This is a genomic window from Microcoleus sp. T3_B1, from assembly GCF_036700445.1.
In the GTDB taxonomy this organism is placed as follows: Bacteria; Cyanobacteriota; Cyanobacteriia; order Cyanobacteriales; family Microcoleaceae; genus Microcoleus.
The window spans coordinates 56,533-81,999 of the sequence record NZ_JAUBOX010000014.1; the positions used below are offsets into that span (position 1 = coordinate 56,533).

Sequence of the window (25,467 nt, forward strand, 5' to 3'; positions counted from 1 at the left end):
AAGGCGCGAAGGGCGCGAAAGAAGAAAGGGAAGAAGAAGGTAGTTAAGCTAAAAAATATTCGGTTGGCATTTTGAAAAATATTACACTTCTTGTATTCGGCCTCCTGTAAAATTATTGTGGGGTGGGCATCTTGCCCGCCCCAATATGCAGGCTCAAAGTGAAATAGTTTAATAGCCTACTTATTCATCAAATGCGAAATCTAATAAAAGCAACTATATTTATTTTCTGTTTTTTGATGGCAGCAAGTGTTGCTATTTGGGTAAACCAGTCAGCTCAATCTTTCGCCGTTACGAAAATAAATTTTATCGACCGAGCAATATTTCCTACAGGTTCTCCGTTTCAGGGGACGGAAATTGGCGGACTTTCGGGCATTACTTATGATGCCGAGAAACAAGTTTATTATGCCATTTCTGATGACCGCAGCAGCAAGGCTCCGGCGCGCTTCTATACTCTCAAAATTAACTTGCAATCTGGGAAACTGGAAAAAGAGCAAATTACTTTTACTGGTGTCACTACTTTATTAGATGAAAACGGCAAAGGTTTTCCTGAATTAAGTTTAGATCCGGAAGGGATAGCTTTTACTGGCAATAGCGTGTTTGTTTCTTCTGAGGGAGATGTCGATCGCCAAATAAATCCTTTTATCAAAGAGTTCTCCCTCGATGGTAAACTCCTGAAAACGCTGGCAATTCCTGAACTATTTTTGCCGGATGACAAGGGTACTAAAGGCATCCGCAACAATCTCGCTTTTGAAAGTTTAACTTTAACGCCCGATCGCAAATACCTATTCACCGCTACCGAAAACGCGTTGGTTCAAGATGGCGCTGTACCTTCCCTGGAAACCGGGAGCCCGTGCCGGATTTTGCGCTACGATGCGGTGAGCGGCAATCCAGAAGCGTCGTTTCTCTACATCACCGAACCGCTACCCGCTGGTGCGAATCCTGTGGGAAAATTAACTACTAACGGTTTAGTGGATTTATTGGCGATCGACGATAATCGGTTACTGAGTTTAGAGCGTGCTTTCTCCCTGGAAACCGGCACAACTATCAGAATTTTTGAGATTTCTCTGGAAAAGGGCGATCGTATTGAAGCACTCGAAAGCCTCAAAAGCCGTCTGGGCGAGCTTTCTCCCGCTCAAAAACGCCTGCTGCTGGATTTGGAAACGCTGAAAATTCCCCTAGACAACATTGAGGGGTTGACATTTGGCCCCGCCCTGGCGGATGCTAGCAGAGGTCTGATTTTGGTGAGCGACAACAACTTCAGCCCGTTGCAAGAGACTCAAATTTTGGGCTTCCAAATAAAAGTTCAAAAAACCTCTTGACAAAAGGTGAAGTGATAGGCATAATAGAAATTGTGCCTGAAAAAACGGCAAAACGAGGGACAGTAGTTCAATTGGTTAGAGCACCGCCCTGTCACGGCGGAAGTTGCGGGTTCGAGCCCCGTCTGTCCCGTTCAAAATAGAAAATGTTCAGATTGCTGAAAAAGGCGATATGCTGAAAAATAACCGCTTGTACTGAGTTTTCACAGTACAAGCGTTTGTTTCACAAAGCCTAGATCAACATCAGAAGGTAAATTGTGTCAGCACGCACAGAACTGCTACTGAGTCTCAGACAAGAAATTCTTGGCCCCAGACAGTCTTGTTACGAGGTTCTGCCAAGCAATCAAGAACCCCGCAACGAATTCATCACGGGTGTCCTGATCCCCAGAGATGCCAGCGAGGAAGATGCCAGAGAAATTGAGGGGGAAGCTGAAACTTTAGGGACTGGGATAGACGAATATGCCGATGACGACTCGGAGGAAGAAGTACCAGTTGCAGCCTCCGCCCCAGTTCTAGATCCAAAATCTCTACCCCGTTCTATGGGGATTTCTTTTATTGTTCGGGCTACTGATGAACATCAGCCGCAGATAGTTTTTTGTGCAACTTGGGCGCGATATAAAGATGAGAAAGATCCGCGCGGCAAGCAAGTCTTCAGGCGAATTCCCAACTGCTATCTCACACCAGAACCAATTCCTGTTGCAGAACCTTCACCAATACCAGAAATAGACGCGGTTAGAATTAGTATTCGCAGCGTACAGCGGGGTAAAAATACTTACAAAGTATCGATTTACTTAGTCAATGAGACTTGTCTTATCGACCCGATGGCAGAATCGGGAAAGCGACGGTTTGAGACAAGTGACATGATTTTTCAACCTCAAATTCGAGTGGTTTGTGCAGAAAATACAGAGCTTTTGCCTTTCGATAGTTTCGAGCCTGCAGCGGAAGTTCCCGAACCCGGAAGTCTTGAAGAAGAAGATGAGTCATTAGCACTAATTTATCGACAGTATCAAGCTTATGCGCGGGGTCATTTGTGCGCTGCTGTCTGGCAAGAGATAGACCCAGAACGTCCTTGTCAGGGAGAAAATCCCTTGCGGTGGATTGACGGGGAAGTTGTCGATTCTCAATATGGACAACAGCAAGGGCAAAAGTTTGTAAAGCCTGACTGTCGCACAGAATATGTCCCTTGCTACCCCATCCAATCTCCTGAAATTGACTGGAATTTAGAATTAACAGGACAGACACCAGAACTCAGCACGGCACAACTCGCAGAAACTTGGAATCATACTGCAATGCGCGAGGCTCTTCAACCTCTTGTAGATGGGTATGGAGTCTGGATAAGTCAACAACAAGCTAGAGTTAATGAGTTAGATTGTAAATATCTGAGAGCTGGTAACAGACACTTAGAAAGTTGCGATCGCGCGCTGCAGCGAATGCAAGAAGCCATTGATTTGATTGTTGGAAATGAGGAAGTTAGACTGGCTTTCTGCTTGGCTAATAAAGCGATCGATTTGCAGGCATCTTGGAAGGGAAGAGGAGGGGATTTCAGGTGGCGGCCGTTTCAACTTGCATTTGTCTTGATGAATATTCCAGCAATTGCTAACCCCCTGCATCCCGATCGCAGAACTTGCGATTTACTCGCTTTTGCTACTGGCGGTGGCAAAACAGAGGCTTATTTGGGTTTAGCTGCTTTTACGATGGGATTGAGGAGATTGAGGTCTGAGAAAGATACTAATGGCGATCGTACTGGACACGGTGTTAGCGTCATCTCCCGATATACTCTCCGACTCCTAACTATTCAACAGTTTCGTCGAGCTTTGGGTTTAATTGTTGCTTGTGAAGTATTGCGAGTTGAAAATTTAGGGAAAGGTCGTCCTGTCGGCTGGCGACCTAAAAATTGCAGTTGGAAAGATAGTAATATTTGGGGAACTACTCGCTTTTCGGCGGGATTGTGGGTTGGTGGAAGTGTTACGCCCAATAGTCTAAAAGGATTGCCACACCTCAAGATTACTGGTGCTATTGATGCCCTAAAAGGTCAAAAAGCAGAGGGAGAACCTGCTCAAATTCTTAACTGTCCTTGTTGCAGCTCAATTCTGGCTGTTCCGAAAGATGGTTTGGGTACAAAGCAAGAGGGACATACTATTCATGTGGTAATGAAAGGTGATGTGAATCCCGAATTCCTTTCTCGCCAAGTGAACCCTTTAGAAGAGATGACAGAGGCTCCTGTTTTTTCGGTGTCTAACAACAGCACGGCTGAAGGTTACATCACACTTTCAATTAATTTTAAATTAAAAGCAAGTGCTAGAGTTTTTTCAGGAAAATTAGACGATTGGTGGAGAAATCAGGTAAAGCCTCACTTGGTGGGTGCTGAATTAGTTGCTTTTAGAATCAGTAGATCTGGATATTTTAAGAAAGTATATACAGGAACGGGAGGTGCTGAAAATATCGAAAATTTTGAAATTTACTGTTCAAACCCCAAGTGCGAATTAAACAATGAAAAACAATGGAATGAGAAAGTTCCCCTGCAATTAAACAATAAATATAGAGGGTCTCTCTTAGATGCTCCTAATAATTTTGTTTGGGAAAAACCAATAGACGCTTTTTCACAAAATTGTTACTCTTTAAAAATACCAATATCAGCTTTTACAGCGGATGACCAAATTTATTCTCGAATTCCTTCTTTACTGGTTGCGACAGTTGATAAATTTGCCCGTTTAGCATTTGAGCCAAGAGCCGGAGCGCTTTTTGGCAACATTAATCATTATCACAGCAGAACAGGCTATTACCGCGATAATGGAGGGACTGGCGATCCGTCACCACGAACGCATATTAAAAATGTAAATTACCTCGCACCGCCAGATTTAATTCTTCAAGATGAGCTGCATTTGATTGAAGGGCCACTAGGCAGCATGGTAGGGCTTTACGAAACAGCAGTTGATACTTTATGCGAACAAATGTGTCGCGGTCAAATTGTCAGCCCTAAATATATTGCCTCTACTGCAACAGTACGGCAGTCTGAATCGCAAATACAATGCCTGTTCGATCGCAGTGTTTTTCAATTTCCACCTCTTAGCTTGTCAGCAGCAGATAGCTTTTTCGCCAGAACGCCAGCGAATGTTCACCCGATAGATACTGACGCAAACTCTCGGCATCCTAGCGGTCGCCTTTATGTTGGAGTTTGTGCTCCCGGCAAAGGTGCTCAAACTCCGATCGTTCGGCTTTATTCATCAATGCTCCAAAGTGTTTGGGAATTAAGACAAGCAGAATATAATGATACAGATTGCGATCCTTTTTGGACGCTGGTAGGTTATTTCAATGCGATTAGAGAGTTAGCAGGAGCTTTGACCCTTTACCGTCAAGATATTCCTGAAAGACTGAGGTATGTGGCAAGTAGTAGAGAAGTGACTGAACGAGAATTAGGTGAAGAAGTCGAGCTTTCTAGCCGTAAGGATTCTACTGAATTGCCGGGGTTATTAACTAGCCTTGGACAAGAATTGCCCGAAGCTAAAGATATTGTTTTAAGTACATCAATGTTTGGGACAGGTGTTGATATCGATCGCCTGGGTTTAATGATAGTAAATGGGCAGCCCAAAACAACTTCATCCTATATTCAAGCTACGGGTCGCGTGGGTCGTTCTCAAGGAGGGTTAGTCATTACTTTCTTTAGGGCTAGCCGTCCGAGAGACTTAGACCACTACGAGTTTTTTACCGGGTATCACAGGGCAATTTATAGATATGTTGAGCCAATTACAGTAACACCATTCGCTGCTAGGGCTAGAGAGCGAGGCATGGGGCCGGTAGCAGTCGCATTGCTGCGACAAGCGAGAGAAATTCAGGGAGAATTAGTTGCACCAGAATGGGCGGCAAAAACCAATGCTTCTGTCATGCAAAATAACCGCAACTCAGCGACAGAGTTACAGAGGATTAATCAAGTAATTAACAGGCGATCGCAAATTCAACTGCCGATCCGCCGTCCGCCAGAAGACCAAGTTGACCGCGAAGTGCGAGGAGGGTTCGATCGCTGGCAAACTGTCGCAGAAAATGAGAACAATCTTGTTTATCAAGAGCCTGCGATCGATAAAGACCCAACTTTGCCGGTTGTCTTGGGAGACGAACAACACCAAGAACGAAACTTTACAGTCGTCTATCGGAATGCTCCCCAGTCATTGCGTGAAGTAGAAGGAATGACACGCTTTGGCAGTATTCGCTCCAATCAGCCCAACCCAAAAAATCAACGAGGTTAATTTATGGCAGCTAAAGGTCAATCTCTGCGGCCTTCACAGTACATTACAACTTTTGGGCCGAGCAGCATTCTGGAAACGCCAGATGGCCCGCTTGTTATCGCTGCTCCCAGCCACTCCGGGCTATTTGATAATAGCCATCCTGATGCTTATGAAATTCGAGATTTGCGACTTTCACAAACTCTATTGAATAACAAAAAAATCTTTCGGATTCCCTCTAATGCTGAATTAGGATGCAAAGAAAATCGAGTCGTACATAATGCCTACAATTTTCCGAGGTGGTCGCTGTGTCCTACTCACGGCATTCTCTACAGATACGAACCTCAGTCTTTAATTGGCTGTCCCAACTGTCACCAACAGCGTCCGAGCAATAATTGGGGAGAAGTATGGGCTAAATCTCGCGAAGAAGCTGTGCGTTTTGTTTTGGCTTGCTCTCACGGCCATCTAGATGAAGTTCCTTGGGGTTCGCTAATGAAACACAGGGGTAAATGTTCGGGTTCAAACTTCTACAAATGGGAAGGCGGTGGAGGTGCCATTGGAAACATTCAGATTACTTGTCCAAATTGTGATGCTAGGGAAAATTTTGGAAATGCTTACTCTAGAAGATTTCCATGTAGAGGTAGATTTCTAGAACGAGGCTCCGAAGATGGTGGAGTCTGTGCAAGAACAGCTAAAATAATTCAACGCGGTGCTGCTAACTTGCGAGTGTCTGAAATTCGATCGGCACTCACAATTCCTCCTCTAGACACCGCTTTACACCGCTTGCTTCAGAGTCGCGCTGTTTTAGATGTTCTTGTGGCTTGGCCTGTAAACTCAAAAAATATGCTAGTTCAGCTTTTGGATAATTTAGTCAAAGGACAGCGACTTGACCCGACAATTGCTGCAACTATCAAGCAATATGATGAAGCTGAGATTCTTGGGGCTATCTCCGACATTTTAGGTGAAATACACAATCCTAAAGATTTGACAGAAGCGACACTCAGACAGGATGAATTTATCAGCTTGCGGAACGCTGCTTGTTATGGTGCGCCACCTCAGAGAGCTGATAAACCAGGAGGCCCGAATCAATTTGAAGTGTATATAGAAAATGTTAGAAACTTCACCTTAGATTCAGGTCGAACGTTGAGGGTAACACCCCTAAGCAGGTTGCGAGTGGTCATGGTACAAATTGGCTACACCCGGCCTATTGATACAGATAACGAAGAGAATCAGCCTAAAATTGTCCCGGTTGAGTACCTGCCACCTAATGAGAGTATTGCTTGGCATCCAGGCGTTGAGTTATTTGGCGAAGGGATTTTTATTGATTTTATATCTGATGAAGAACCTAAAGGAATTCCCGAACACTTTCCTTTACAGGGAGAAGCCTACCAGCGCTGGCTAGCTGCGTATAATTCACCCGAACCCTACCGAAAAATAAGGGCTATGCCAGGAACTACAGAAGAATATTTACATCCTGTGTTTATCTGGTGGCACACACTATCTCACCGTTTAATCACAGCACTTTCAGTTGATTCTGGCTACTCTTCAGCGGCCATCCGAGAACGAGTTTATATTTGCACAACTAACAATCAAACATCAGGAGGATTGCTGCTTTACACAGCACAGTCGGGTGGCGACGGTACCCTGGGAGGATTAATTGGATTAGTTCCCCATTTCGATCGCATCCTTAAATCTGCTCTTCGCAATGTAGATGCTTGTTCCAATGACCCCATTTGCATTGAGGAAAAATTTGGAGAAGACAAGGTAAACGGTGCTGCTTGCTATGCTTGCCAGTTAATTTCTGAAACTTCCTGCGAACACAGGAATACTTTACTCGACAGGCGATTGTTACTGGACAATTTACCGTGAAAGCTCAAACAGTAGTTACTGGAGTGACTTGGATGGGGAGCGGTGTCCGCTCTGTTCGATCGGCTTTGACAGATATGTTGAGAAATGCAGAAAGCGAGGTTTTACTGTGTGCGTATTCTGTAACCGGTGGTGCTGACGAAATCCTTGCAGAGTTTGAAGATTGCCTGAAGCGCGGCATCAAGTTTGAAGTAATTATTAACCGCTTTCACCAGCAGCCTCAAGACATTCAAAAATATTTTTTCAATTTAGTGAAAATTTATCCTTATTGTCAAGTTTATAACTTTAATGACTCGGTTGAGGAATTGCATTCAAAACTAATTGTAGTCGATCGCTCAGTTGCTCTGATTGGTTCTGCTAATTTAAGTATGCGGGGCATGAAACAAAATTACGAATTGGGTATTGTTCTCCGCGATGCCGAGGTTAGCACTATCTCTAAGTGCTTTGACAGCCTGCTTAATTTCGCATCTGTTTCGCCTATAAATGGTAGGGATAATTGAGCTAAAGACTTGCATGGTACGCTTGTACTTGCTCGACAATTGGTTTGGCGATTGCCTCCGCTAGAAGAGGTGGCACAGAATTGCCAACTAGCTCAAACATCCGAGTCATAGGTGCGTCAAATACAAAATGATCGGGGAAACTTTGCAGTCTTGCAGCCTCTCTCACAGAAATACTTCTAGTCTGAGTTGGATGAATATAAGCTAAACAGTCTTTCTGCATATGTGCTGTTAGCGTCCATGAAGGTTTATGCGATTCCAATCGTCTGTACTTATCCTCAAAAATCTTATCGCTATAGCGTTTAAGCTCGTCAGGTATATTTTTATATTTTCCTCCTTGAGGCATGATGCTAAATATATACAAATCTTTGTCATTGTGAGCGCGACAAAGATGATTCATTACTGTTTTGTCAGATTTGCTTCTCATCAGCTTTTGATACTCTGATTCCGCGAAACACTTGTATTGTGTGGCAGAGTCAGGTTGCTTTGATGCCGTATTTTTCCTTTTCAAAGACAAAATTTTAGGCTCTAATTCTGGTAAATCTTCAATTGCTTCTCCCACAGAAACAGGAGAAGCTGTATTCACTTCGGGAAACTCAAAATCTAGGTTTAAACCCTTGCGCCTGCCGACGATGAACAGGCGTTTTCTGATTTGAGGAACGCCGTAATCTGAAGCTACTAATATTTTTGAGCTAATATCATAGCCTGGATAATCGCAATTTTTTGTGTGCCGTCCTTTTTCCAAATCTCCTATCAAAATAGGGAATATCCAGTGGTTGCGGAGATAATTAACATTTTCAATTACAAAAAAATACGGTTTATAATATTCAAGAAATCGAATAAAGTGTTCGTATAAAAAATTTCTCCTATCGATTTCAATATCCTTGCCTAAAGACCTCATTTTGCCTTTGCCAACTACTGAAAATACTTGGCACGGCGGGCCGCCAATTAAAATATCAACTTCTCCCGGCTGTAGACCAAGTTCACTTAAATCAGTAATGGATTCGATCGGTTGGGCATCAAGCTTAAGCGTGCAGTTAGGGAAGTTTCTATGATGGGTTCTGATGGCATGGGGATTTTTATCAATACCTCCTAGAATCTCACAGCCGGCATTTTGAAAACCTAAACTCATCCCACCTGCACCGCAGAAGAGATCGAGTACAGTCGGAGCTTTGGTTGTCGGCTTACTTGGCTTAGGCATTCGATGGAGAAAGTGTTTTAGGTAAACTAACTACTACGCGGTACAGTTTACCCGAAAAGGCTGGCAAAAAAACTCCTGCTTGCAGTTACGATCGACTCCCAGCAGCCCTCAAAGGTGCGAGGAAATAAAGGGTCGGGCGATCTGATATGTCAAAACCAGGACGATCGGCACGAGTATCGGAATCGCCACTAGCAGTCCCCATTTGCCAAACCTAAGTTTTTGACCGTCCGATTTTAACAGGAAAATCACAGCGGCAATTCCCATAAGTATCCAGAGACCACCGAAACCCATGAAGACTGTATAGCCTGCATCTTGCATTTTTTTTGACCTTTAATAGTAGTCCATCTTTAATGTTAGTTGCAGTCTGTTTCGAGTGACATCTTCTGATAGGTCGATCGAACTTATTAAATATTACTCATTTCGAGTTGGGTTGGCAGCGGCCCTGACTTTCGCACTCGATCCGCTGAGTTCGATCGCTCATAATAGTTGCTAAATCCGGCCTTCCCGTCAGCTTCAGCCGCCAGTCTGCCCAAATTCCGTACAGCCAATTGGCGATCGCCCCGATCGCTGGTAACTTAGTAACTGCATAAATCCATCCCATCCCTAAAATCTCGTAGGTGCGACGAAAAACCTCCACATTTTTAATTGCCGTACCGTCGGGTAACACCGCGTGAATCCGACCCATCGCCGTTTCGTAGTCGATTCCGCCGTGGGCCTCCGGGTTGTAGCCATCATCCGCGATATCCACAAACGACACTAAATCTCGCCCCGCGTCCTGTTTTTTCAAGAAATTAACCTCCCGCACGCACAGAGGACATTCACCGTCGTACAGCAACTCAATCTGCCAAGCAGGCGCAACAGACTCTGGTGAGGGCGCAACAGATTCGGAAAACTCGGTTTTAGTAGCAGACATAGGGAAATATATTTTAATGTCGTCGATCGCACACAAACATTTTACAAGCATCAATAGTTATCAGGTGCGGCTTGGGTAGTCCTAAAGCAGTTATTTGTGGTGTGAAAAATAGTCCCAAAGGTGAATCCTGTCTTGGCCGCCCGCAAGCTATTATCATCAAGATGCCCTCTCCTGCCTTGCCGGAGACTTTACGCCCGATCGCCCGATAGTCGAATATCCAACAATTCGAGGCAAAGCACCGGCCAAGCACAACTGTTAATTCGGCAACAAAATATAATAAAATTTAAAGTCTTAAACATCAGCTATTCCCCCAACCAGCAAATCGCCCCCAATCTAAAAGCAAAAATCTACATGAATGTCAGAGTCCGTCTAGCCCCCAGTCCCACCGGAAACCTACACATCGGTACCGCCAGAACCGCCGTATTCAACTGGCTGTTTGCCCGCAACCAAGGCGGCAAATTCATCCTGCGGGTAGAAGACACAGACGTAGAACGTTCTAAAAGCGAATACACCGATAACATCCTCGAAGGCCTCACCTGGCTGGGTATGGAGTGGGACGAAGGCCCGAGTTTTCAGTCACAGCGTCTGGAAATATACCGCCAAGCAGTCCAAACCCTTCTCGACAATGGACTCGCCTACCGCTGCTACACCACGTCGGAAGAACTCGACGAAATGCGGGAAGCACAAAAAGCCAACAAACAAGCCCCCCGCTACGACAACCGGCACCGCAACTTGACAAGCAAAGAGCGCGCAGCTTTTGAAGGCGAAGGGCGACAAGCTGTGATTCGGTTTATCATCGACGACGATCGCACGATCGCTTGGAACGACATGGTACGCGACACCGTAACCTGGAAAGGTAGCGACCTCGGCGGCGATATGGTGATTGCCCGTGCATCCAGCGGCGGCGTCATCGGCCAACCCCTCTACAACCTCGCCGTAGTTGTCGATGACATCGACATGGGCATCACCCACGTCATCCGCGGCGAAGATCACATCGGCAATACTCCGAAACAAATATTGCTCTACGAAGCTTTGGGCGCGACAATCCCAGAATTTGCCCACACGCCGCTGATTTTAAACTCCCAAGGACAAAAGCTTTCTAAACGCGACGGCGTAACCTCGATTTCTGACTTCAAAGATATGGGCTACCTGCCCGAAGCTTTAGTTAATTACATGACTTTGCTCGGTTGGACTCCGCCGGATTCAACGCAGGAAATATTTACACTGTCGGAAGCAGCAGAATTATTTACATTCTATCGAGTCAACAAAGCCGGTGCAAAATTTGATTGGGATAAACTCAATTGGCTAAACAGTCAATACCTGCACAAAATGCCAGTGCCGCAATTGACAGATTTGCTGATACCTTATTGGTGGCAGAAAGGCGGTTATGAGTTTGACTTGGAGGCCGATCGCCCCTGGCTCGAACAAATAGCTGCTTTAATCGGCCCGAGTCTCGTTCGCTTAACCGACGCTGTGGATATGTGTAAGGTTTTCTTCTCCACCACGGTGGAATACGAAGAAGAAGCACTCGCACAATTGCAGCAAACAGGGGCTGCACAGGCTTTACAAGCAGTTGTAGAAGCGATGGAAAGTCATTCATCCCTGACATCAGCGGAAGCTCAGAAAATCACTAAAAAGCTCAGTAAAGAGAAAAATCTTAACAAAGGGCTAATTATGCGATCGCTCAGAGCCGCTCTGACAGGTGCAATGCACGGCCCCGACCTGATAGAATCTTGGGTAATCCTTCACCAGCGAGGAACGGCTAAAACCCGTTTGCTTGATGCCATTAGCAACTTGAATTTGCCTGGTGTTGGTGTGGCGGCCGAAACTCCAACCCCAGAACAGCAAAACGCGGAAACTGCAACCGAAACTTCTGTCGCACAACAGCCGGCAGCGTCCGTTTCACCAGCCGAAATACCGACTTCAGAACCAGAGGTTTCAGCAGTCGAAATATCGGCTCCTGAAGCAGTGGCGGCGTCCGTTTCAGCAGTCGAAATACCGACTACAGAAACAGGCGAAGTGTCGGCTCTTGAACCAACCGACGGGGAGGTTGCAGCAGTCGAAATACCGGCTCTTGAAACAGCCGCAGCAGCAGTTGAAAAACCTGCCGCCAACCAGCAAAAAACTATTGCGAGTGGAGAAATGACTTCATCAAACGAACCAGAAACAACCGTTATCATCACCGAAATTCCTGCCGGAAATGAAGCAGACAGTTCAAGCGGTACAACAAAAGTCATAATTACCGAAGAACCGCCAAGTCAGGGCCAGCAGATCAAAGAACAAATTATCTCAATTTTGTCCGAGTTTCCCGCTTACATCGGCAGCTTTTACGAACAGTACAAAAGTCCCTTGACTGTTATCGGTGTAATTGTAGCCTCGATTGTCTCTTTGAAAGTGCTTTTGGGCGTAATAGACGAACTCAACGACATCCCCCTGCTAGCACCCACATTCGAGCTAATTGGTATCGGATACACCGTGTGGTTTGTCTACCGCTATTTGCTGCGATCGTCCAATCGGCAACAATTAGGTCAAGAAATTCAAGCATTGAAAGAACAAGTTTTCGGCAAAAAGTCCTAAAATTTTGCTGGTAATTTGTTGAATTTGTGCCCGACATTGATAACTTTAAATAAGTTGTTAGTGTCGGGTTTTTAAATCAGGGCTGTTTCATTCTTTTGTAGGGGCAAACCCCCCGTGGTTGCCCCGATCGCTGAAATGCCCAATTTATCGTGTCTGGGCCTGGGCGGGCACGGGGGCACCGCCCCTACAAAATCCTGGTTTTTCTGAGAATGAAACCGCCCTGGTTTTTAAATGACTAATAACTAATGACTAATGACTGTTGACTAATGACTGTTGACTAATGACTGATGACTAATGACTACTGACTACTGACTACTGACTAATGACTAATGACTAATGACTAATGACTAATGACTAATCACTAAACCCCAGTCGCAGTAAAAGCCGCCCAATAATAAGGATTAGCAAAAGGATAGGGTTTGCGGTTGCGAATTTGCTGCAAAGAAGCCTCCGCAATCAGGCGCGAACTTTGAGAAAGCCGATCGAACATTTGCGAAATTTGAGGTTGAAAATCCGCCAGCAACACCTCCAATTCCTCGCTAGTCAAATCCCGCAGCCACCTTTGAGCGTCCCCCAGCGCGATCGCCACATCTCCCACCTGCAACCGAGAAAACCGTCCCAGATTTTCATAAAACTTGCTCGTCAGCAGCAGCGTAGAAACATCGTTAACCTTCCAAAGACTGCTAACCACACTAGACGTGCCAGCATACAACAAACCCGCCGACAAACCCACAAAATCTCCTCCAGCACCGCTAACTCCGCCAGCGGCAATTTCGCAACCAGATAAAGTAACTAAAAAATATTGCCTAAAATCCAGATTAAAAATTTCCTCCAAACTCAGAGAATCATTTCTCAAAAACACTGCGGATTTCAGTGGCCAAGCCAAATTAAGCAAACTCAAACAAGCAAAGTGAGCGCATTTTTTATGCTGCAACTGCCCTATTTTCTGCGGCAAATTCCCATTATTAGCAGACATTTCTTGGGAAAAAGCCTCTTTAATTGCCGGCTTATGGCGCACAACTTCTGTACTGGCAAAATACTGGGAAATAGTGCCGATTTCAATGTTGCTGTAGAACGCATCTCTGGTGAAAGTTGGAATTGCCAAAAGCTGCTGCAAACCGGGTTTGTACCGACCAATAGCCGCTCCGTGTGCACTTTGTCTCAACAGCAATAGCTGACAGCTAGGAGCATAGCGAATTCCTCCGGTAAATCGATCGATCAAATAAGCAGCAGGCGCTGCAACGTCGCCAAAAGACGAACTTTGAGAAAAATCCGAAAGGCTGTAGGTTTCCACATCAAAACCGCTGCGATCGCTCCACCCAGACCTAAAAATTCCCCCACCATCCTCAAACCCGTCTCTCCCCGCCAAAGGCAAAGCGTGGAGTGGCAAAGCGTGCAAAAATCGGTGCGGCACAAAAATCAGCCGATCGCAATTGTCGGGAATCAGCGCCACCACTCGATCGATTTCCAGCATCGTAGCCAAGCGTTTGAGGCGAGTCGGGAGATGATTGATCCAGCGACCTTTTTGTTCAGAATAAGCGGTGAGGTACTCCTGGCCCCAACTTTCGGCAGCCAAAGCATTTTCCGACGAACACAGGTGAACGGCGGGATATTGTGCACTCTTTACCACCACAAAAGCAACCAGCAACTCCCCCAAACTCGCCCACACCACAGCAGCGCAATTGTCATCAGGCAACAATTGGCGAATTTGCTCGAAAGCGATCGGTTCAACTTTGTGAGCTAGGCTGAAGAAAGGATCGTTTGCCTGCACCTCCCGTGCAATCAACCTATCAAACTGCTTCCACAATTGATTTAAGTGCATGAAGTCCGAGTTCGACAGCAGAGAACCGCTGTTCAAACCTGGGCTATCGCCCTCAGAAATCAAAGTCGTGTTGGGATCAGGTTCTCCCTCTTCTTGGTGCTGCTGTTCCCCCGCTATTTCCAGTTGCAGCGACTCCAACTCGCTTCGCACCCCTGCGGGAATTTCGGCTTTCGGAGTCAAGTGGCATTTAACCAGCAGTTCTACCAAATTCCGATTTTTGTGGCGTTCGGCGTATTCCAGAGCCTTAGCGTAATATTCAGGTTGGGTGGCGCCGAGTTCCAGGCAAACTTGCACCAGGCATTTATAGAGTGCAGCCCAGGTGCGGGTTAATTTGACTTTTGCGGTACTCGTCTGTGAAGCGTAGCTATCCCGTAGGGAATCGCCAAAATCGACTGTATCAACCCCAACTTCGCTACGCAAGAATTCCACAGTATCGACAGCAGCAGTAAAAACCCCGTAGGCGCGAAGCAAGTCGCCTCGAACTCGGTAAGCTTGACCCAAATAAAATAAAATTTCAGCCCAGCGGTGGGGATAGGTTTCGCGAGTGTAGACTTGGGTGGCGTTTTGATAGCAGCCGATCGCGCTTTCCATGTGGGACAAGTTTTCCGCCTCGGTCAGTTGCGAATAAGCCCTGCCGAGATAAATTTGCAGCATGGCCCAGCGGTTGGGATATGCCTGCCTGGTGTAGACTTCGCCCGCATTTTGATAGCAGGCGATCGCGCTTTTGAGGTTGCGGTTTTTTTCCCCTTTCAGGTGTTCGCAGAAAGCGCGGCCGAGGTAGGCACACAGGATTGCCCAACGTTCGGGAGTTTTTTGGCGGTTGCAAAACAGCAAAGCATTTTGATAGCAGGCGATCGCCATTTCCATATTTTCGGCTTTTTCCCCTTTCACCCGCCGACTGTAGATCCTACCGAGGTAAGTTTGGATCGAAGCCCAGGCTTCGGGAAATTTGATGCGGGTGTAGACTTGTAAAGCATTTTGATAGCAGGCGAGCGCCATTTCCAAATTTTCCACCGGATCGCCTTTGATGCGATCGACAAACACCCGGCCCAAGTTCCTTTGAGTCGTCGCCCACTGCAGCGGAAAAGCTTCCCGAGTCCGCACCTGCAAAGCTCTCTGATAGCACGTAACCGCGTATTCGAGATTTTCAGCTCGGTTGCCCTGCAGCAACTCGCAGTAAGCATTTGCCAAATTATTTTGAGTGGTGGCCCAACGCCGGGGAAACACCTTGCGGTTGTAGACTTGCAAAGCATTGTGGTAGCAAGCGACGGCCAGTTCCAGATTTTGGGATCGGTTGCCCTGCAGCCGGCGGCTGTAAGCACGGCCGAGATTGTTTTGAGTGCTCGCCCACTCTTGCCCGAAAGCCTCGCGGCTGCGAACTCGCAGCGCGTTTTGATAGCAGGAGATCGCGTGTTCTAGATTGTCTGCCGGATCTCCCCGGAGACGCTCGCTGTAAGCGTTGCCCAGATTATTTTGCAGCGTCGCCCACTGTTCCGGGTACTGTTCGGGCGTGCGTACTTGTAGGGCATTTTCAAAGCAAGCGATGGCCTGTTCGATATTTTGAGCCTTATCACCTCTGGGGCGATCGGTGTAAGCGTTGCCCAGATTGTTTTGCATCACCGCCCATTCTTGGGGAAAGTCTTTGCGGGTAAACACCTTAGCAACTGTTTCGTAACCGGCAATTTCGATTTCCAAGTTATGAGCCTTGCTGCCGAGGGGAAACCGCCCAATTTTGTTGCTCAGATTGCCGATTAAGGCTGCAATGCGCCTAGTCTCTGATTCTTTGGCAGCAGAGAACACCAAATTGGCCCAGTGGCGCAGCAGTTCTGCGAAATTCTGGTCGAGTTTGTCTAAATTGTTTCTCAGCAGCGAGTACAGGTGCTGCGAATCAGCGTCGCGCGCGACTGCTTGCAATACTTCTGCTAAAAAAGCCAGATATGCTGCTCCCGTTGCAGGCAATTTATAATTCCCCTTTGCAGATTCTAAGGGTGCGATCGCCCTTTGGAAAAATTTTGCAGCTTTGAGCAAGCTTTCTCGCGTCAGTGCCACTTCTTCTAAATAAAGCGTTTGCACGAACTCAAAGTCGATCGACTTTGGGTTCGTCCTCAAAATCAAATCTATTCCTGAGTCCCCAGGATTTTCCAGCAGCGCTTGGAGCATATTAACATCTGTTTTGCGACGCTGTTCGTCCATCGTGCATTCCGCCAAACTATTAACCATAGGAGCGCTGCTTCCCTGCAACCAAGTGAACTACCCACCCCTAAATCGTAGTACCGAATATAGTAGGGGCTTCTGTACTCATAGGCGAGTGCCTTAGCGGAGACTTTCGTCCCAGCTTTGGTCTTACCTCGCATCCTAAAGCAGAAACGGCTGAACCTTCCGCCTTTAGTATTTTGATACCTTCTGCTTTCATCTTTATCGCTGCGTTCCCCTCCCGATCGCGATCTGTAGCACAGTGAGGACAAGTCCATTCCCTCATATCTAAGGGCATCTCGGTCATTTTATCGAAACAATTAGAACAGAGTTTGGAACTGGAAACCCCTCTATCAATCTCGACTAAGTTTCCGCTTTTGCGTTCCCACTTGTAGGCTAAGAAGTTTGTAAAACTTTCCCAAACCTCATCTGATATTGCTTTCGCCAACTTGGAATTGCGAATCATGTCCCAGAAATGGAATTTTTCTACTATGACCGCGAGGCGATCGCTGATCAACTTATAACTAAGTTTATGTAGAAATTTTTGCCACAACTTCCTAAACCGTTCGCATACCTTGGCCACAGCTTTTCTATATTTGTATTCAGAATTACTTTTTTTCTGCAAGTCTGTTAACTTTGGCTGCTTGCGCTTCAAGTTCTTCTCGTGCTTGGCCAAATGCTTAGCATTAAAGTCATATTTAGATTTTTTTTCATCATCGGGGACAATAGCAAAGTATTTCACTTCTAAATCAATGCCCGCAATCCTACCTTTTTTTGTTGTCTGGTTTTCAGCTTGAATTTCAGTCAGTATAGATGCAAGATATTTCCCTGAATATTTTTTACTAATAATTGAATTAGGAATTTTACCCTCACTTAATCTATATCTATTTATTTGGGGCTTCGTTATTTCGCTATACCGGAAAATTCTAGTATCCGCTACCCATGTGACGGTTTGAGGATACTGAAATGACTGTTTTTTCTCTTGAGATGGGAACTTATAAAAACCAGCCAATCTATCAAAAAAAAATTTGTAGGCAGTGGTTAAATTGAGCGTAGTTAATTCCCAAAATTTGCTGTAAAACTCACCTAACCCTCCACTTTTATCGATTTTTTTGAGAGTCGGTAAAAGTGTGTTGAACCCGAAGCAGCCACGTCCTTTACCAGTTTTTTTATAAACTTCAATTGATTTATTTAGACCATAATTAGACCACCAACGCGCCCACCCCAAAGTTGAAGCTACTTGTATTTGTTGATTTTGGGTAGGATACAAACGAACTTGGATAGCCTTGTGTAGCAATCAACATCACCTCCTTGGTTCTTCTATTCTCTCACAATATACAGTTGATTATCAAAGCATTACGAAAAAATTTTGTGACGAGGATTACATATTTTCTCTCTTGAAAGCGATAAGCAAAATTACTTGAGGATGCAATCGTCGTCACCCGCCCTTCCCACTATAACGGTACTCGGTTTAGTGGGAAGGGCGCGAAATAGTTAAACCAGGATTCACCAGTCCCAACAGATACGCAGATAGCGAAACTAGCACCTACGATCGCTAATAGTATTATTTTGCGCGTGCCTCTTGAGTAAAATCGCGGTTAAAGGCGCTGTCACCCTGTGGGGCGGGTTTCACAGGCCTTTCTAAAATTGACAAACCCGCCCCGACAGACTTGCAGCGGGACGGGTTTACTTTTACCCCGATCGGACTTAGGCTAAGGAATGAGAATTAAATAAAATCCACTTTTCCTGTTTGTTGTGGGATGGGCGTCCCGCCCGTCCCCGATAGACGGGCGGGACGCCCATCCCACAAGAAAAAAGGGAAATTATTTAATTGACGATCCTAAGAAACCGGGTTTCTGGGAAACTATTGGGTTTAGTAACGAGAAATCTCGAAAGAAACCCGGTTTCTGAGGAAGAGTGTGTCTTGGACTAAGTGAGTTATCTAGGATATTGCGCCAGCTTCAGCGCTACAGCTAACAAAAATCAACTCAGTAAATTTTACTTTACCGCTTGAGAACGCAAGGCTGATTCCACTGCCTGCAGAGCTCGATCGACTTCAGCGGAAGTGACAATCAGTGGCGGGACAAATCTCAGCACTTTCGGCCCTGCGGGAACCAACAAAACTCCTGCGGCGATGGCAGATTTGACGATATCCGCCGATGTAAGTTCGATGTCGGCTTGCAATTCCATCCCGACAATCAAACCCCAGCCGCGCACCTCAGCAATTAAATGCGGATATTCGGCCGCCAACTTGTTGAGGCCTGCTTTCAACTGTTCCCCGCGCTGCTGCACGTTTTCTAGAAGGTTTTCCCGTTCCAAAGTTTGGCAAACGCACAAAGCTACAGCGCAAGCAAAAGGATTGCCGCCGAAAGTGCTGGCGTGACTTCCCGGTTCAAATACATCGCAGGCAGATTTGCACAGCATAGCGCCGATCGGGATACCGCCGCCCAATCCTTTGGCAGAGGTAAAGATATCCGGTTCAATGCCGAGGTTTTCGTAGCCCCAGTATTTGCCGCTGCGTCCCATCCCGACTTGCACTTCGTCGAGAATGAGCAAAATGCCTTTTTCGTCGCAAATTTCCCGAATGCGCTGGAAGTAGGCGATATCTCCGGGGCGAACTCCGCCTTCGCCTTGCAGCGCTTCCAGCATAATTGCAGCTACTTGGCGTTCGTCTTTGTCGAGTTGCTCGATCGCCGTTTCGATCGCACTAATATCGTTATAAGGCACGTAGTGAAATCCCGGCACCAAGGGGCTAAAACCCTTCTGGTATTTAGGCTGTCCCGTTGCCGTAATTGTCGCCAAAGTCCGCCCGTGGAAACTCGCAACGGCGGTAATGATTGTCGGATTCGAGATATTTAATTTTTCGTGGGCGTATTTGCGGGCGAGTTTAATTGCCGCTTCATTAGCTTCCGCGCCGGAGTTGCAAAAGAAGGCTCTGTCCGCGCAAGAATGGTCTACAAGCCACTTCGCCAGCTCGCCCTGTACGGGGATGTAATAAAGGTTAGAAACGTGGTGTAGGGTCTGAATTTGCTGAGTTACCGCTGCAACCATTGCCGGGTGGGCGTGTCCCAGAGTGCAGGTAGCAATACCGGCCACAAAATCGAGATATTCGCGGCCCTCGGTATCCCAAACGCGGCAGCCGAGGCCCCGTTCTAGGGCGATCGCAAAACGCCCGTAAGTTGTCATTACATAGCTGTCGAAGCTTTCAGAACTGAAGGGACTGGCTTCGGCTTGCACGCTTGGTTCTTTTAATAAGGTTTCTGGACTCACGAATCGCTCCTTAACACATAATATGTAGACCTCGATTGTACGGTAAAAATCCAGGTTAGCGGTGCAGGCTGTTAGTTTTGTCATAAAATCATAACAGTAACTTCAATTAATCCCTCACAAATCTACTGATGAGTTATTACATTTCTCCTAACTTTCTCGATAAAGTTGCGGTGCACGTCACTAAGAACTTTTTAAATTTGCCCGGAGTAAGAGTCCCCCTAATTTTGGGAATTCACGGCCGCAAAGGAGAAGGCAAAACTTTTCAAACCGAACTGGTTTTTCGGCGGATGGGCTTTGAACCGGTGATGATATCTGGTGGGGAATTAGAAAGCCCGGATGCAGGAGATCCGGCGCGTTTAATTCGCTTGCGCTACCGGGAAGCGGCGGAGCAAATTCGCGTGCGCGGCGAGATGTGCGCCATCTTTATTAACGATTTGGATGCTGGTGCTGGCAGGTTCGATACTACTACTCAATATACTGTCAATACTCAGATGGTCAATGCGACTCTGATGAATATTGCTGATAATCCAACTAATGTGCAGTTACCGGGAAGTTATGACAGTACGCCTCTGCACCGAGTGCCGATTATTGTCACGGGAAATGATTTTTCTACGCTTTACGCGCCGCTGATTCGCGACGGGCGGATGGAAAAGTTTTATTGGGAACCCAGCCGGGATGATAAAATTGGCATTGTTGGGGGAATTTTTGAGTCAGACAAATTGTCAAAAACCGATATTGTGGCGTTAGTCGATAATTTTGCCGATCAGGCGATCGACTTTTTTAGTGCTCTGCGATCGCGCATTTATGACGAACAAATCCGCGAATTCATTCACAAAGTAGGAATCGAGCGAGTTTCCAAGCGTTTGGTAAATACTTTGGAAGCAGCGCCCGATTTCCATAACCCGAATTTCAGCCTCGCTCATTTATTAGAAATGGGCAGTTTGATGGTGGGTCAACAAAAGCGGATTCAGGAAATGCGCTTAGTAGATGAATACAACCAATCGCGCCTGTTTAACGTTCAAGGAACGCCCAATGCCCCTGCTGCTGCGCCCACGCAAAGTCAATTAAACGACCCCTCCTCGAAATATTATAAGGCTTACGAGGAGCCAAGTTCTGAAGTGGGTAACGGTCATGCGGCGCGGCTGAGTTCCGAGGTATTGGAACAAGTAAAGCAGTTGTTAGCAAGAGGCTGCAAAATTGGCATGGAATATGCAGATAATCGCCGATTTAAAACTGGTTCTTGGCAAAGTTGCGCGACGATTAAAACTGAACAAGAAAAAGATGTGGTTGCATCTTTAGAAACTTGTTTGGCGGAACACGGCGGCGAATACGTGCGGCTGATTGGTATCGATCCAAAAGTCAAGCGACGGGTAGTTGAAACAATTATTCAGCGGCCGCAGGGTTAAAGTTAAAGCAGTCCGCCAGGGAATGAATTCCCTGTCTAATAGCTAAAGTCCTCTGAAGAGGACTAATGAGTTTAAAAATTTTTATTCTCATATCATGTCCGGTCGAGCGATAGCGATTTTTGTAGGGGCGGGTTCACCAACAATACCTGCCAATAATTGACCATCTCAAAAACCCGCCCCGACCGGGATATTATGGTTAATCGATCGGACATGATATAATGAGTTTAAAAATTTTTATTCTCAGTCCTCTTTAGAGGACTTTAGCTTTGAGGCAGGGGTTTCAACCCCTGTCGGACTGTCGGACTATCGGTTTAACGTTAAGTTGACACCAATGAACACTGTTGTGTCCCTACAGGCAATATCTTCTTACTCTCGCCGTAGACTACAGGACAGACAGAGATTATGCAAACCAGCGGCGAATTAATTCAACTTGGAAACGGTAGCCCTCACTAACTTCCTCAATCAATTCGCGTTGCAAAAGTAAATTGAGAGCATCGAATTTATTGGAAAAGTGTTGCAAAATAGTTGATCGGCTGACTATTGCCCCTTCTCCTTGTGCTGCCAAAAACTGCAAAATAGCTAATCCTGCTGCATCTGCTTGATTGCTTTGAATATCGGCAAAAAAGAAACTGCCAACACTTAAAGCCTCTGGTATTGCTGCTTCTACATCGGCTAAAGTTGCTAGTCGGCGGATAGATGGATCTTGCTCGTTTTTTAGTGCGATAATTTCAGCGCAGAGGAGTTGTATTAGGAAAGGGTGACAGCGGGTGAGTTGCAAGACTCGCTCAACCGCATTGAGTTCGTAACGCAGGGTAAAATCTTTGACTGGTTGCTCAATTAGTTGACGCGCTTCGGGTTGTTTCAGGTAGCTGATATGAACGACTTGGACATTGATTAAATAGCTAGCCCAACGCTGAAATTCTTCTATTGTATGGGAACCAGCTAGCAGCACTTTGAAGCGGGGACGATGTTGAATCAGGTGACGCAACATTCCCAGAACATCCTCCCGATCAAAGCGTCCTTTTGTGATGGCATTATCTAGCGCCTCGAATTCATCGAAGGCAAGCAGGGCAATATTTTGTTGTAGGGCTTCTTCTACTTCGTCCAGCCATTCATCAAAGCGGGTGAAAGGGTCATCTTGCAGTGTTTCGCGCTTAAGAGATGGGAGAGTGAAGGCACTTTGGCGCTGGGCTGAGTTTGCCATACTCCGGGCGATATTGTAGAGAAAACCAGCATAATCACTCGCTGATGAAACTGGCCCTTGTAAGTCTACAAACATGGGAATGATAGTGCTGGGTAGCAAGCGTCCCAAATTGTTGAGGAGGGATGTTTTGCCCATGCGCCGCTGTCCGTAGAGTAGCAAGGGAAGGCGGCGGCGGTCTAGCAGTAATTGCTCGATGCGCGTACTGATGTAAGTTCCACTTAAGTCAACGGGTTTGACAAAGATTTCCTGTTGTTCTGTCAGGGGTACGCCGATTATATAAGGGTTGTCGATTTCTTGTCGCAGTTCGACAACTTCTGCTAGTTCCCGCACATAGTCAGTGACAATTTCATACCAACTGGTAGCAATGGGGCGAAAGCGTACTGCATATTTGTCACCACTGCGGGTCAATTCTCGAATTAAACTGTTTAATTTTTCTGCTACTGCACTGAGGGCTAAACGCTGGTTGTAAGGACTTTGCTGGTTGAGGGCTGCATCTACGTCTTGGCTGATATAACTGAAGCTATTCAGTAGGGCGCTGACTGGACTGTTTAATTCGCCGATCGATATACTGTGGTGAGCGTTACTTATGGTTGTTACGTCTGCACAAATTTCTAGCCTTTGTACATCCTGTTTAATCTTTGTGAGCCGATCGGACGATCGCCGATAGCTAGTATATCCCAAAAATATAAGTAAAAATGCACAAATGAGTGCAAATATATAAAACATTAAAATATGAGCGAGCAATAAATTAATGCAGCTCGCTAAAATTGGTGTGTTACATTTGCGTTAGGGAAAAAGAGAATAGAGTGCCCAGTACGGTTAGACTCTGGACACCCACGCTCCCCCTGAACATTACCCTGGAGCTACCGTTCAGAAGCCTTGATCAAACTTTTGAAGGAAAACTCGATGAGTATTTTTTATCGACTACTCTTGGCTGTTGCTTTGATGGCCTGCGCCATATTGAATGACGTACCTTTTAATGATCCAGTCGTGTTTCCCGTTATCATCCAATTACTCATGCCTATGGAGGACAGGAGCAAGGGCAAGGATGAGGACAAGCATGAATAGCAACAGTGTGAATCGTTGAACTACTTTTTTTAATCAAGAACAGCTAAGTAAGGTGACAACTTACTTGGCTTTTTTGTTTTAAACGACTATATCGCTTTAAACGAATACAGTCTGTTTACGTCAACTGTTTACGTCAACTGTTTACGTCAACTGTTTACGTCTATACATATCTGTATAGTACATTAAGACGTGATTGAGTTAAAGGTTGAGCAAAGTTGATTTATGGCTGACTTATGGATGATTTAGGAGTGACTTTTGGTAAACAATTAAATGCTTGCATAAATTAGCTCGCCCAAGACCGATTACCAGCCCCCCACAGGCAAGATCCCGTTTCAAATTTAAGGGCAAATTAGTTTTCATGGCATTTACCTTTTAAAAATCAGCGAATGGCTCTATGTGTTGTAAACCTTCTTCACGCCAATTATCCTCAGTTTCCCCATCTTCCAGGCTAAATAATCGTTCTCGACAAAGGATTTGCAGCGGCAGAGGCCAGCATTTACTTTGATTCAAAATCCACTCGACATCCTCATCAGGAAAAGGCATGGGCGAACTGGCTATCAACTCCCGCGCTTCGGCTGCAGTCATAGCTCCCAGAGTTGTGGTATATCCAAAGATATTGAAAAAAGGCGAACTATGTCCGGTGCTACGCGCTAATTCCATTGGTGATTCAGAAGTTGCCAAAACAAACCCTAAATTTCCATTTGTTTGGTTAGTCGCCAAAGAGCGCAAACTCTCCCAAAACCCATCATCTAATTCGGGACAGCGTTGCAATCCTGCGCCAATTTCATCTAATAGGATGACTGTAGGCTGACGTAAATTACTGCTAACCACATCCATAAATTTATCTAAATCGCAAGGGTTAGGTACTGACATTTTTAGGGATTCTAAAATGTAGCGCAGCAGCCCTTCCCGACTCTGCCGTCGCGCATCTTGAAAATCTACGAAAATCCAACGATAGTTTTCTGGATGGGGCAACCAGTCAGATTTTTGACCGGGACGCAACTGTTCTGTTGGGGTGGTGGTAATATTTTTTAAGTAGTGCAGCAAAGAAGTCTTGCCACTGCGCCTCTTGCCGATAATGGCAGCATTTTGCAGGGGACGGCGTTTCAGTAAGTCGAATAGGCGTTTTAGTTCTTTCTGCCGCCCGAAAAAGTGATGCGGATGGGTGATGGGAGTTCCAGTGATGAAAGCTGAGGTTTCCTCGAAGATAGGCTTAGGGATAGTTTCGTCTATATGTACGATATTTCTCCACTCATACCCCAATCTCCCGCTAATTTCCTCAAAATTTCTATAATCAACAGGTTTACCCGTCAGAAAGCTCTTGACGGTGGATAGGGAAATTTCTAATTCTTCAGCCAAAGCCTTCTGAGTCGGAAAGCCGTTGCGTCCTAAAGCCGATTTGACTTGTTCGATACACCCTGGAGAAACTTTGAGCGATCGCCCCATGATGCCTTTAGAGAAAATTACTAATTTAGATTATAGGTTCGATCTCAACTACAAGTCAACTCGCTCAACCTTTTTGCTCAACCCTGAACTCACGTTAAATTTAGAGAACGATGGTCGATCGTCCTCTGATGATTCTTCCAAGATCGCTCGTCGTTGGGAGATGATTCAAGATAGTTGGCGTTAAGCTCGTTTTAGTTCTAACGCAACTTTTGGATTCATCATCACCAGCGCTTTAGTCAATATTTTAGGCATCGGACTGTTGTTTTCTGGAAAAGTCACAGAAGGCTCAGTTGCCACCGCTGGCGGATTAACATCAAATATTGTGAGCGTTGGGTTACTCAAGTTTACAAAAGAAACGAACGACAGACTCGATCGCCTAGCCAAAGAATTCAAAGACGACAATTAAACAAAAATAGTCAAAGTAGGGTGCGCCTTCCGCACCTGACAAATTCAACTAATACGCACCTGACA

At 45.9% G+C, this 25,467-nt stretch carries 15 protein-coding genes, 1 tRNA gene and 2 pseudogenes; 10 read left to right on the top strand and 8 right to left on the bottom strand.

The features are described from left to right. Window positions 1-236: 236 nt before the first annotated feature. From QT990_RS10310 to QT990_RS10330, 5 genes are all read left to right on the top strand, one after another. Complete coding sequence (locus QT990_RS10310; RefSeq protein ID WP_333306636.1) at window positions 237-1,319, top strand: esterase-like activity of phytase family protein; 1,083 nt, start codon at window positions 237-239, stop codon at window positions 1,317-1,319. A 56-nt stretch (window positions 1,320-1,375) separates the two neighbouring features. Further along, a tRNA-Asp gene (locus tag QT990_RS10315) sits at window positions 1,376-1,449 on the top strand. Window positions 1,450-1,573: 124 nt separating this feature from the next. After that, entirely contained in the window at window positions 1,574-5,557 is a 3,984-nt protein-coding gene (gene drmA, locus QT990_RS10320; protein ID WP_333465205.1) for a DISARM system helicase DrmA, read from the top strand. Window positions 5,558-5,560: 3 nt separating this feature from the next. After that, window positions 5,561-7,402 carry a DUF1998 domain-containing protein gene (locus QT990_RS10325; RefSeq protein ID WP_333465206.1) on the top strand — a complete coding sequence of 614 codons (1,842 nt, stop codon included), beginning with the start codon at window positions 5,561-5,563 and terminating at the stop codon, window positions 7,400-7,402. After that, the gene (locus QT990_RS10330) at window positions 7,399-7,899 is read left to right on the top strand and encodes a phospholipase D family protein (protein ID WP_333465207.1); all 501 of its coding nucleotides are present in this window, start codon (window positions 7,399-7,401) and stop codon (window positions 7,897-7,899) included. Before QT990_RS10325 ends, QT990_RS10330 begins: the two co-directional genes overlap by 4 nt. A gap of 1 nt (window position 7,900) precedes the next feature. Here the strand turns inward: QT990_RS10330 and QT990_RS10335 are convergent, their stop codons facing one another. The 3 genes from QT990_RS10335 to QT990_RS10345 all read right to left on the bottom strand — a co-directional run bounded on the left by QT990_RS10335 (window position 7,901) and on the right by QT990_RS10345 (window position 10,010). Continuing rightward, window positions 7,901-9,097, bottom strand: a complete 1,197-nt coding sequence (locus QT990_RS10335; protein WP_333465208.1) for a DNA cytosine methyltransferase — start codon at window positions 9,095-9,097, stop codon at window positions 7,901-7,903. Window positions 9,098-9,205: 108 nt separating this feature from the next. Next, window positions 9,206-9,415, bottom strand: coding sequence for a hypothetical protein (locus tag QT990_RS10340; RefSeq protein WP_190735803.1), 210 nt, complete (start codon window positions 9,413-9,415; stop codon window positions 9,206-9,208). A gap of 97 nt (window positions 9,416-9,512) precedes the next feature. Next, window positions 9,513-10,010, bottom strand: a complete 498-nt coding sequence (locus tag QT990_RS10345; protein WP_333465209.1) for a DUF393 domain-containing protein — start codon at window positions 10,008-10,010, stop codon at window positions 9,513-9,515. 351 nt (window positions 10,011-10,361) lie between these two features. On the opposite strand from QT990_RS10345, the pseudogene gltX reads away from it, so the two are divergent. After that, a pseudogene (gltX, locus tag QT990_RS10350) lies at window positions 10,362-11,804 on the top strand (glutamate--tRNA ligase); the annotation flags it as partial. 348 nt (window positions 11,805-12,152) lie between these two features. Then, window positions 12,153-12,587: a CAAD domain-containing protein gene (locus tag QT990_RS10355; protein ID WP_333141683.1), complete on the top strand. Its 435-nt coding sequence runs from the start codon at window positions 12,153-12,155 to the stop codon at window positions 12,585-12,587. A 361-nt stretch (window positions 12,588-12,948) separates the two neighbouring features. Here QT990_RS10355 and QT990_RS10360 read toward each other — a convergent pair whose 3' ends face one another. From QT990_RS10360 to QT990_RS10370, 3 genes are all read right to left on the bottom strand, one after another. After that, window positions 12,949-16,629: a CHAT domain-containing tetratricopeptide repeat protein gene (locus QT990_RS10360; RefSeq protein ID WP_333465210.1), complete on the bottom strand. Its 3,681-nt coding sequence runs from the start codon at window positions 16,627-16,629 to the stop codon at window positions 12,949-12,951. A 40-nt stretch (window positions 16,630-16,669) separates the two neighbouring features. Beyond that, complete coding sequence (locus QT990_RS10365) at window positions 16,670-17,899, bottom strand: RNA-guided endonuclease TnpB family protein (RefSeq protein ID WP_333465211.1); 1,230 nt, start codon at window positions 17,897-17,899, stop codon at window positions 16,670-16,672. A 701-nt stretch (window positions 17,900-18,600) separates the two neighbouring features. After that, window positions 18,601-19,872: an aspartate aminotransferase family protein gene (locus QT990_RS10370; RefSeq protein WP_333465212.1), complete on the bottom strand. Its 1,272-nt coding sequence runs from the start codon at window positions 19,870-19,872 to the stop codon at window positions 18,601-18,603. Between the two features lie 128 nt (window positions 19,873-20,000). On the opposite strand from QT990_RS10370, the gene QT990_RS10375 reads away from it, so the two are divergent. Beyond that, window positions 20,001-21,278 carry a ribulose bisphosphate carboxylase small subunit gene (locus QT990_RS10375; protein ID WP_333141612.1) on the top strand — a complete coding sequence of 426 codons (1,278 nt, stop codon included), beginning with the start codon at window positions 20,001-20,003 and terminating at the stop codon, window positions 21,276-21,278. Window positions 21,279-21,678: 400 nt separating this feature from the next. Here the strand turns inward: QT990_RS10375 and QT990_RS10380 are convergent, their stop codons facing one another. Together QT990_RS10380 and QT990_RS10385 are read right to left on the bottom strand one after the other, a co-directional pair. Continuing rightward, window positions 21,679-23,208 (bottom strand): AAA family ATPase, encoded by a 1,530-nt coding sequence (locus QT990_RS10380; protein ID WP_333306626.1) that lies wholly within the window; start codon window positions 23,206-23,208, stop codon window positions 21,679-21,681. 714 nt (window positions 23,209-23,922) lie between these two features. Continuing rightward, window positions 23,923-24,996, bottom strand: coding sequence for an ATP-binding protein (locus QT990_RS10385; RefSeq protein WP_333141608.1), 1,074 nt, complete (start codon window positions 24,994-24,996; stop codon window positions 23,923-23,925). On the opposite strand from QT990_RS10385, the gene QT990_RS10390 reads away from it, so the two are divergent. Both QT990_RS10390 and QT990_RS35805 read left to right on the top strand, forming a co-directional pair. Continuing rightward, a complete protein-coding gene (locus tag QT990_RS10390) occupies window positions 24,995-25,180 on the top strand; it encodes a hypothetical protein (RefSeq protein ID WP_333141606.1) in 186 nt (61 codons plus the stop codon). The genes QT990_RS10385 and QT990_RS10390 overlap by 2 nt on opposite strands. Before the next feature lie 12 nt (window positions 25,181-25,192). Beyond that, window positions 25,193-25,402: pseudogene (locus QT990_RS35805) on the top strand (TRADD-N-associated membrane domain-containing protein); the annotation flags it as partial. Window positions 25,403-25,467 lie beyond the last annotated feature (65 nt).

Coding starts and splice junctions, on each gene's coding strand:
- QT990_RS10310 (WP_333306636.1), top strand. CDS start 237: ATGGCAGCAAGTGTTGCTATTTGGGTAAACCAGTCAGCTCAATCTTTC.
- QT990_RS10325 (WP_333465206.1), top strand. CDS start 5,561: ATGGCAGCTAAAGGTCAATCTCTGCGGCCTTCACAGTACATTACAACT.
- QT990_RS10335 (WP_333465208.1), bottom strand. CDS start 9,097: ATGCCTAAGCCAAGTAAGCCGACAACCAAAGCTCCGACTGTACTCGAT.
- QT990_RS10340 (WP_190735803.1), bottom strand. CDS start 9,415: ATGCAAGATGCAGGCTATACAGTCTTCATGGGTTTCGGTGGTCTCTGG.
- QT990_RS10345 (WP_333465209.1), bottom strand. CDS start 10,010: ATGTCTGCTACTAAAACCGAGTTTTCCGAATCTGTTGCGCCCTCACCA.
- QT990_RS10355 (WP_333141683.1), top strand. CDS start 12,153: ATGACTTCATCAAACGAACCAGAAACAACCGTTATCATCACCGAAATT.
- QT990_RS10360 (WP_333465210.1), bottom strand. CDS start 16,629: ATGGTTAATAGTTTGGCGGAATGCACGATGGACGAACAGCGTCGCAAA.
- QT990_RS10375 (WP_333141612.1), top strand. CDS start 20,001: ATGAGTTATTACATTTCTCCTAACTTTCTCGATAAAGTTGCGGTGCAC.
- QT990_RS10380 (WP_333306626.1), bottom strand. CDS start 23,208: ATGTTTTATATATTTGCACTCATTTGTGCATTTTTACTTATATTTTTG.
- QT990_RS10390 (WP_333141606.1), top strand. CDS start 24,995: ATGATGCCTTTAGAGAAAATTACTAATTTAGATTATAGGTTCGATCTC.
- QT990_RS10385 (WP_333141608.1), bottom strand. CDS start 24,996: ATGGGGCGATCGCTCAAAGTTTCTCCAGGGTGTATCGAACAAGTCAAA.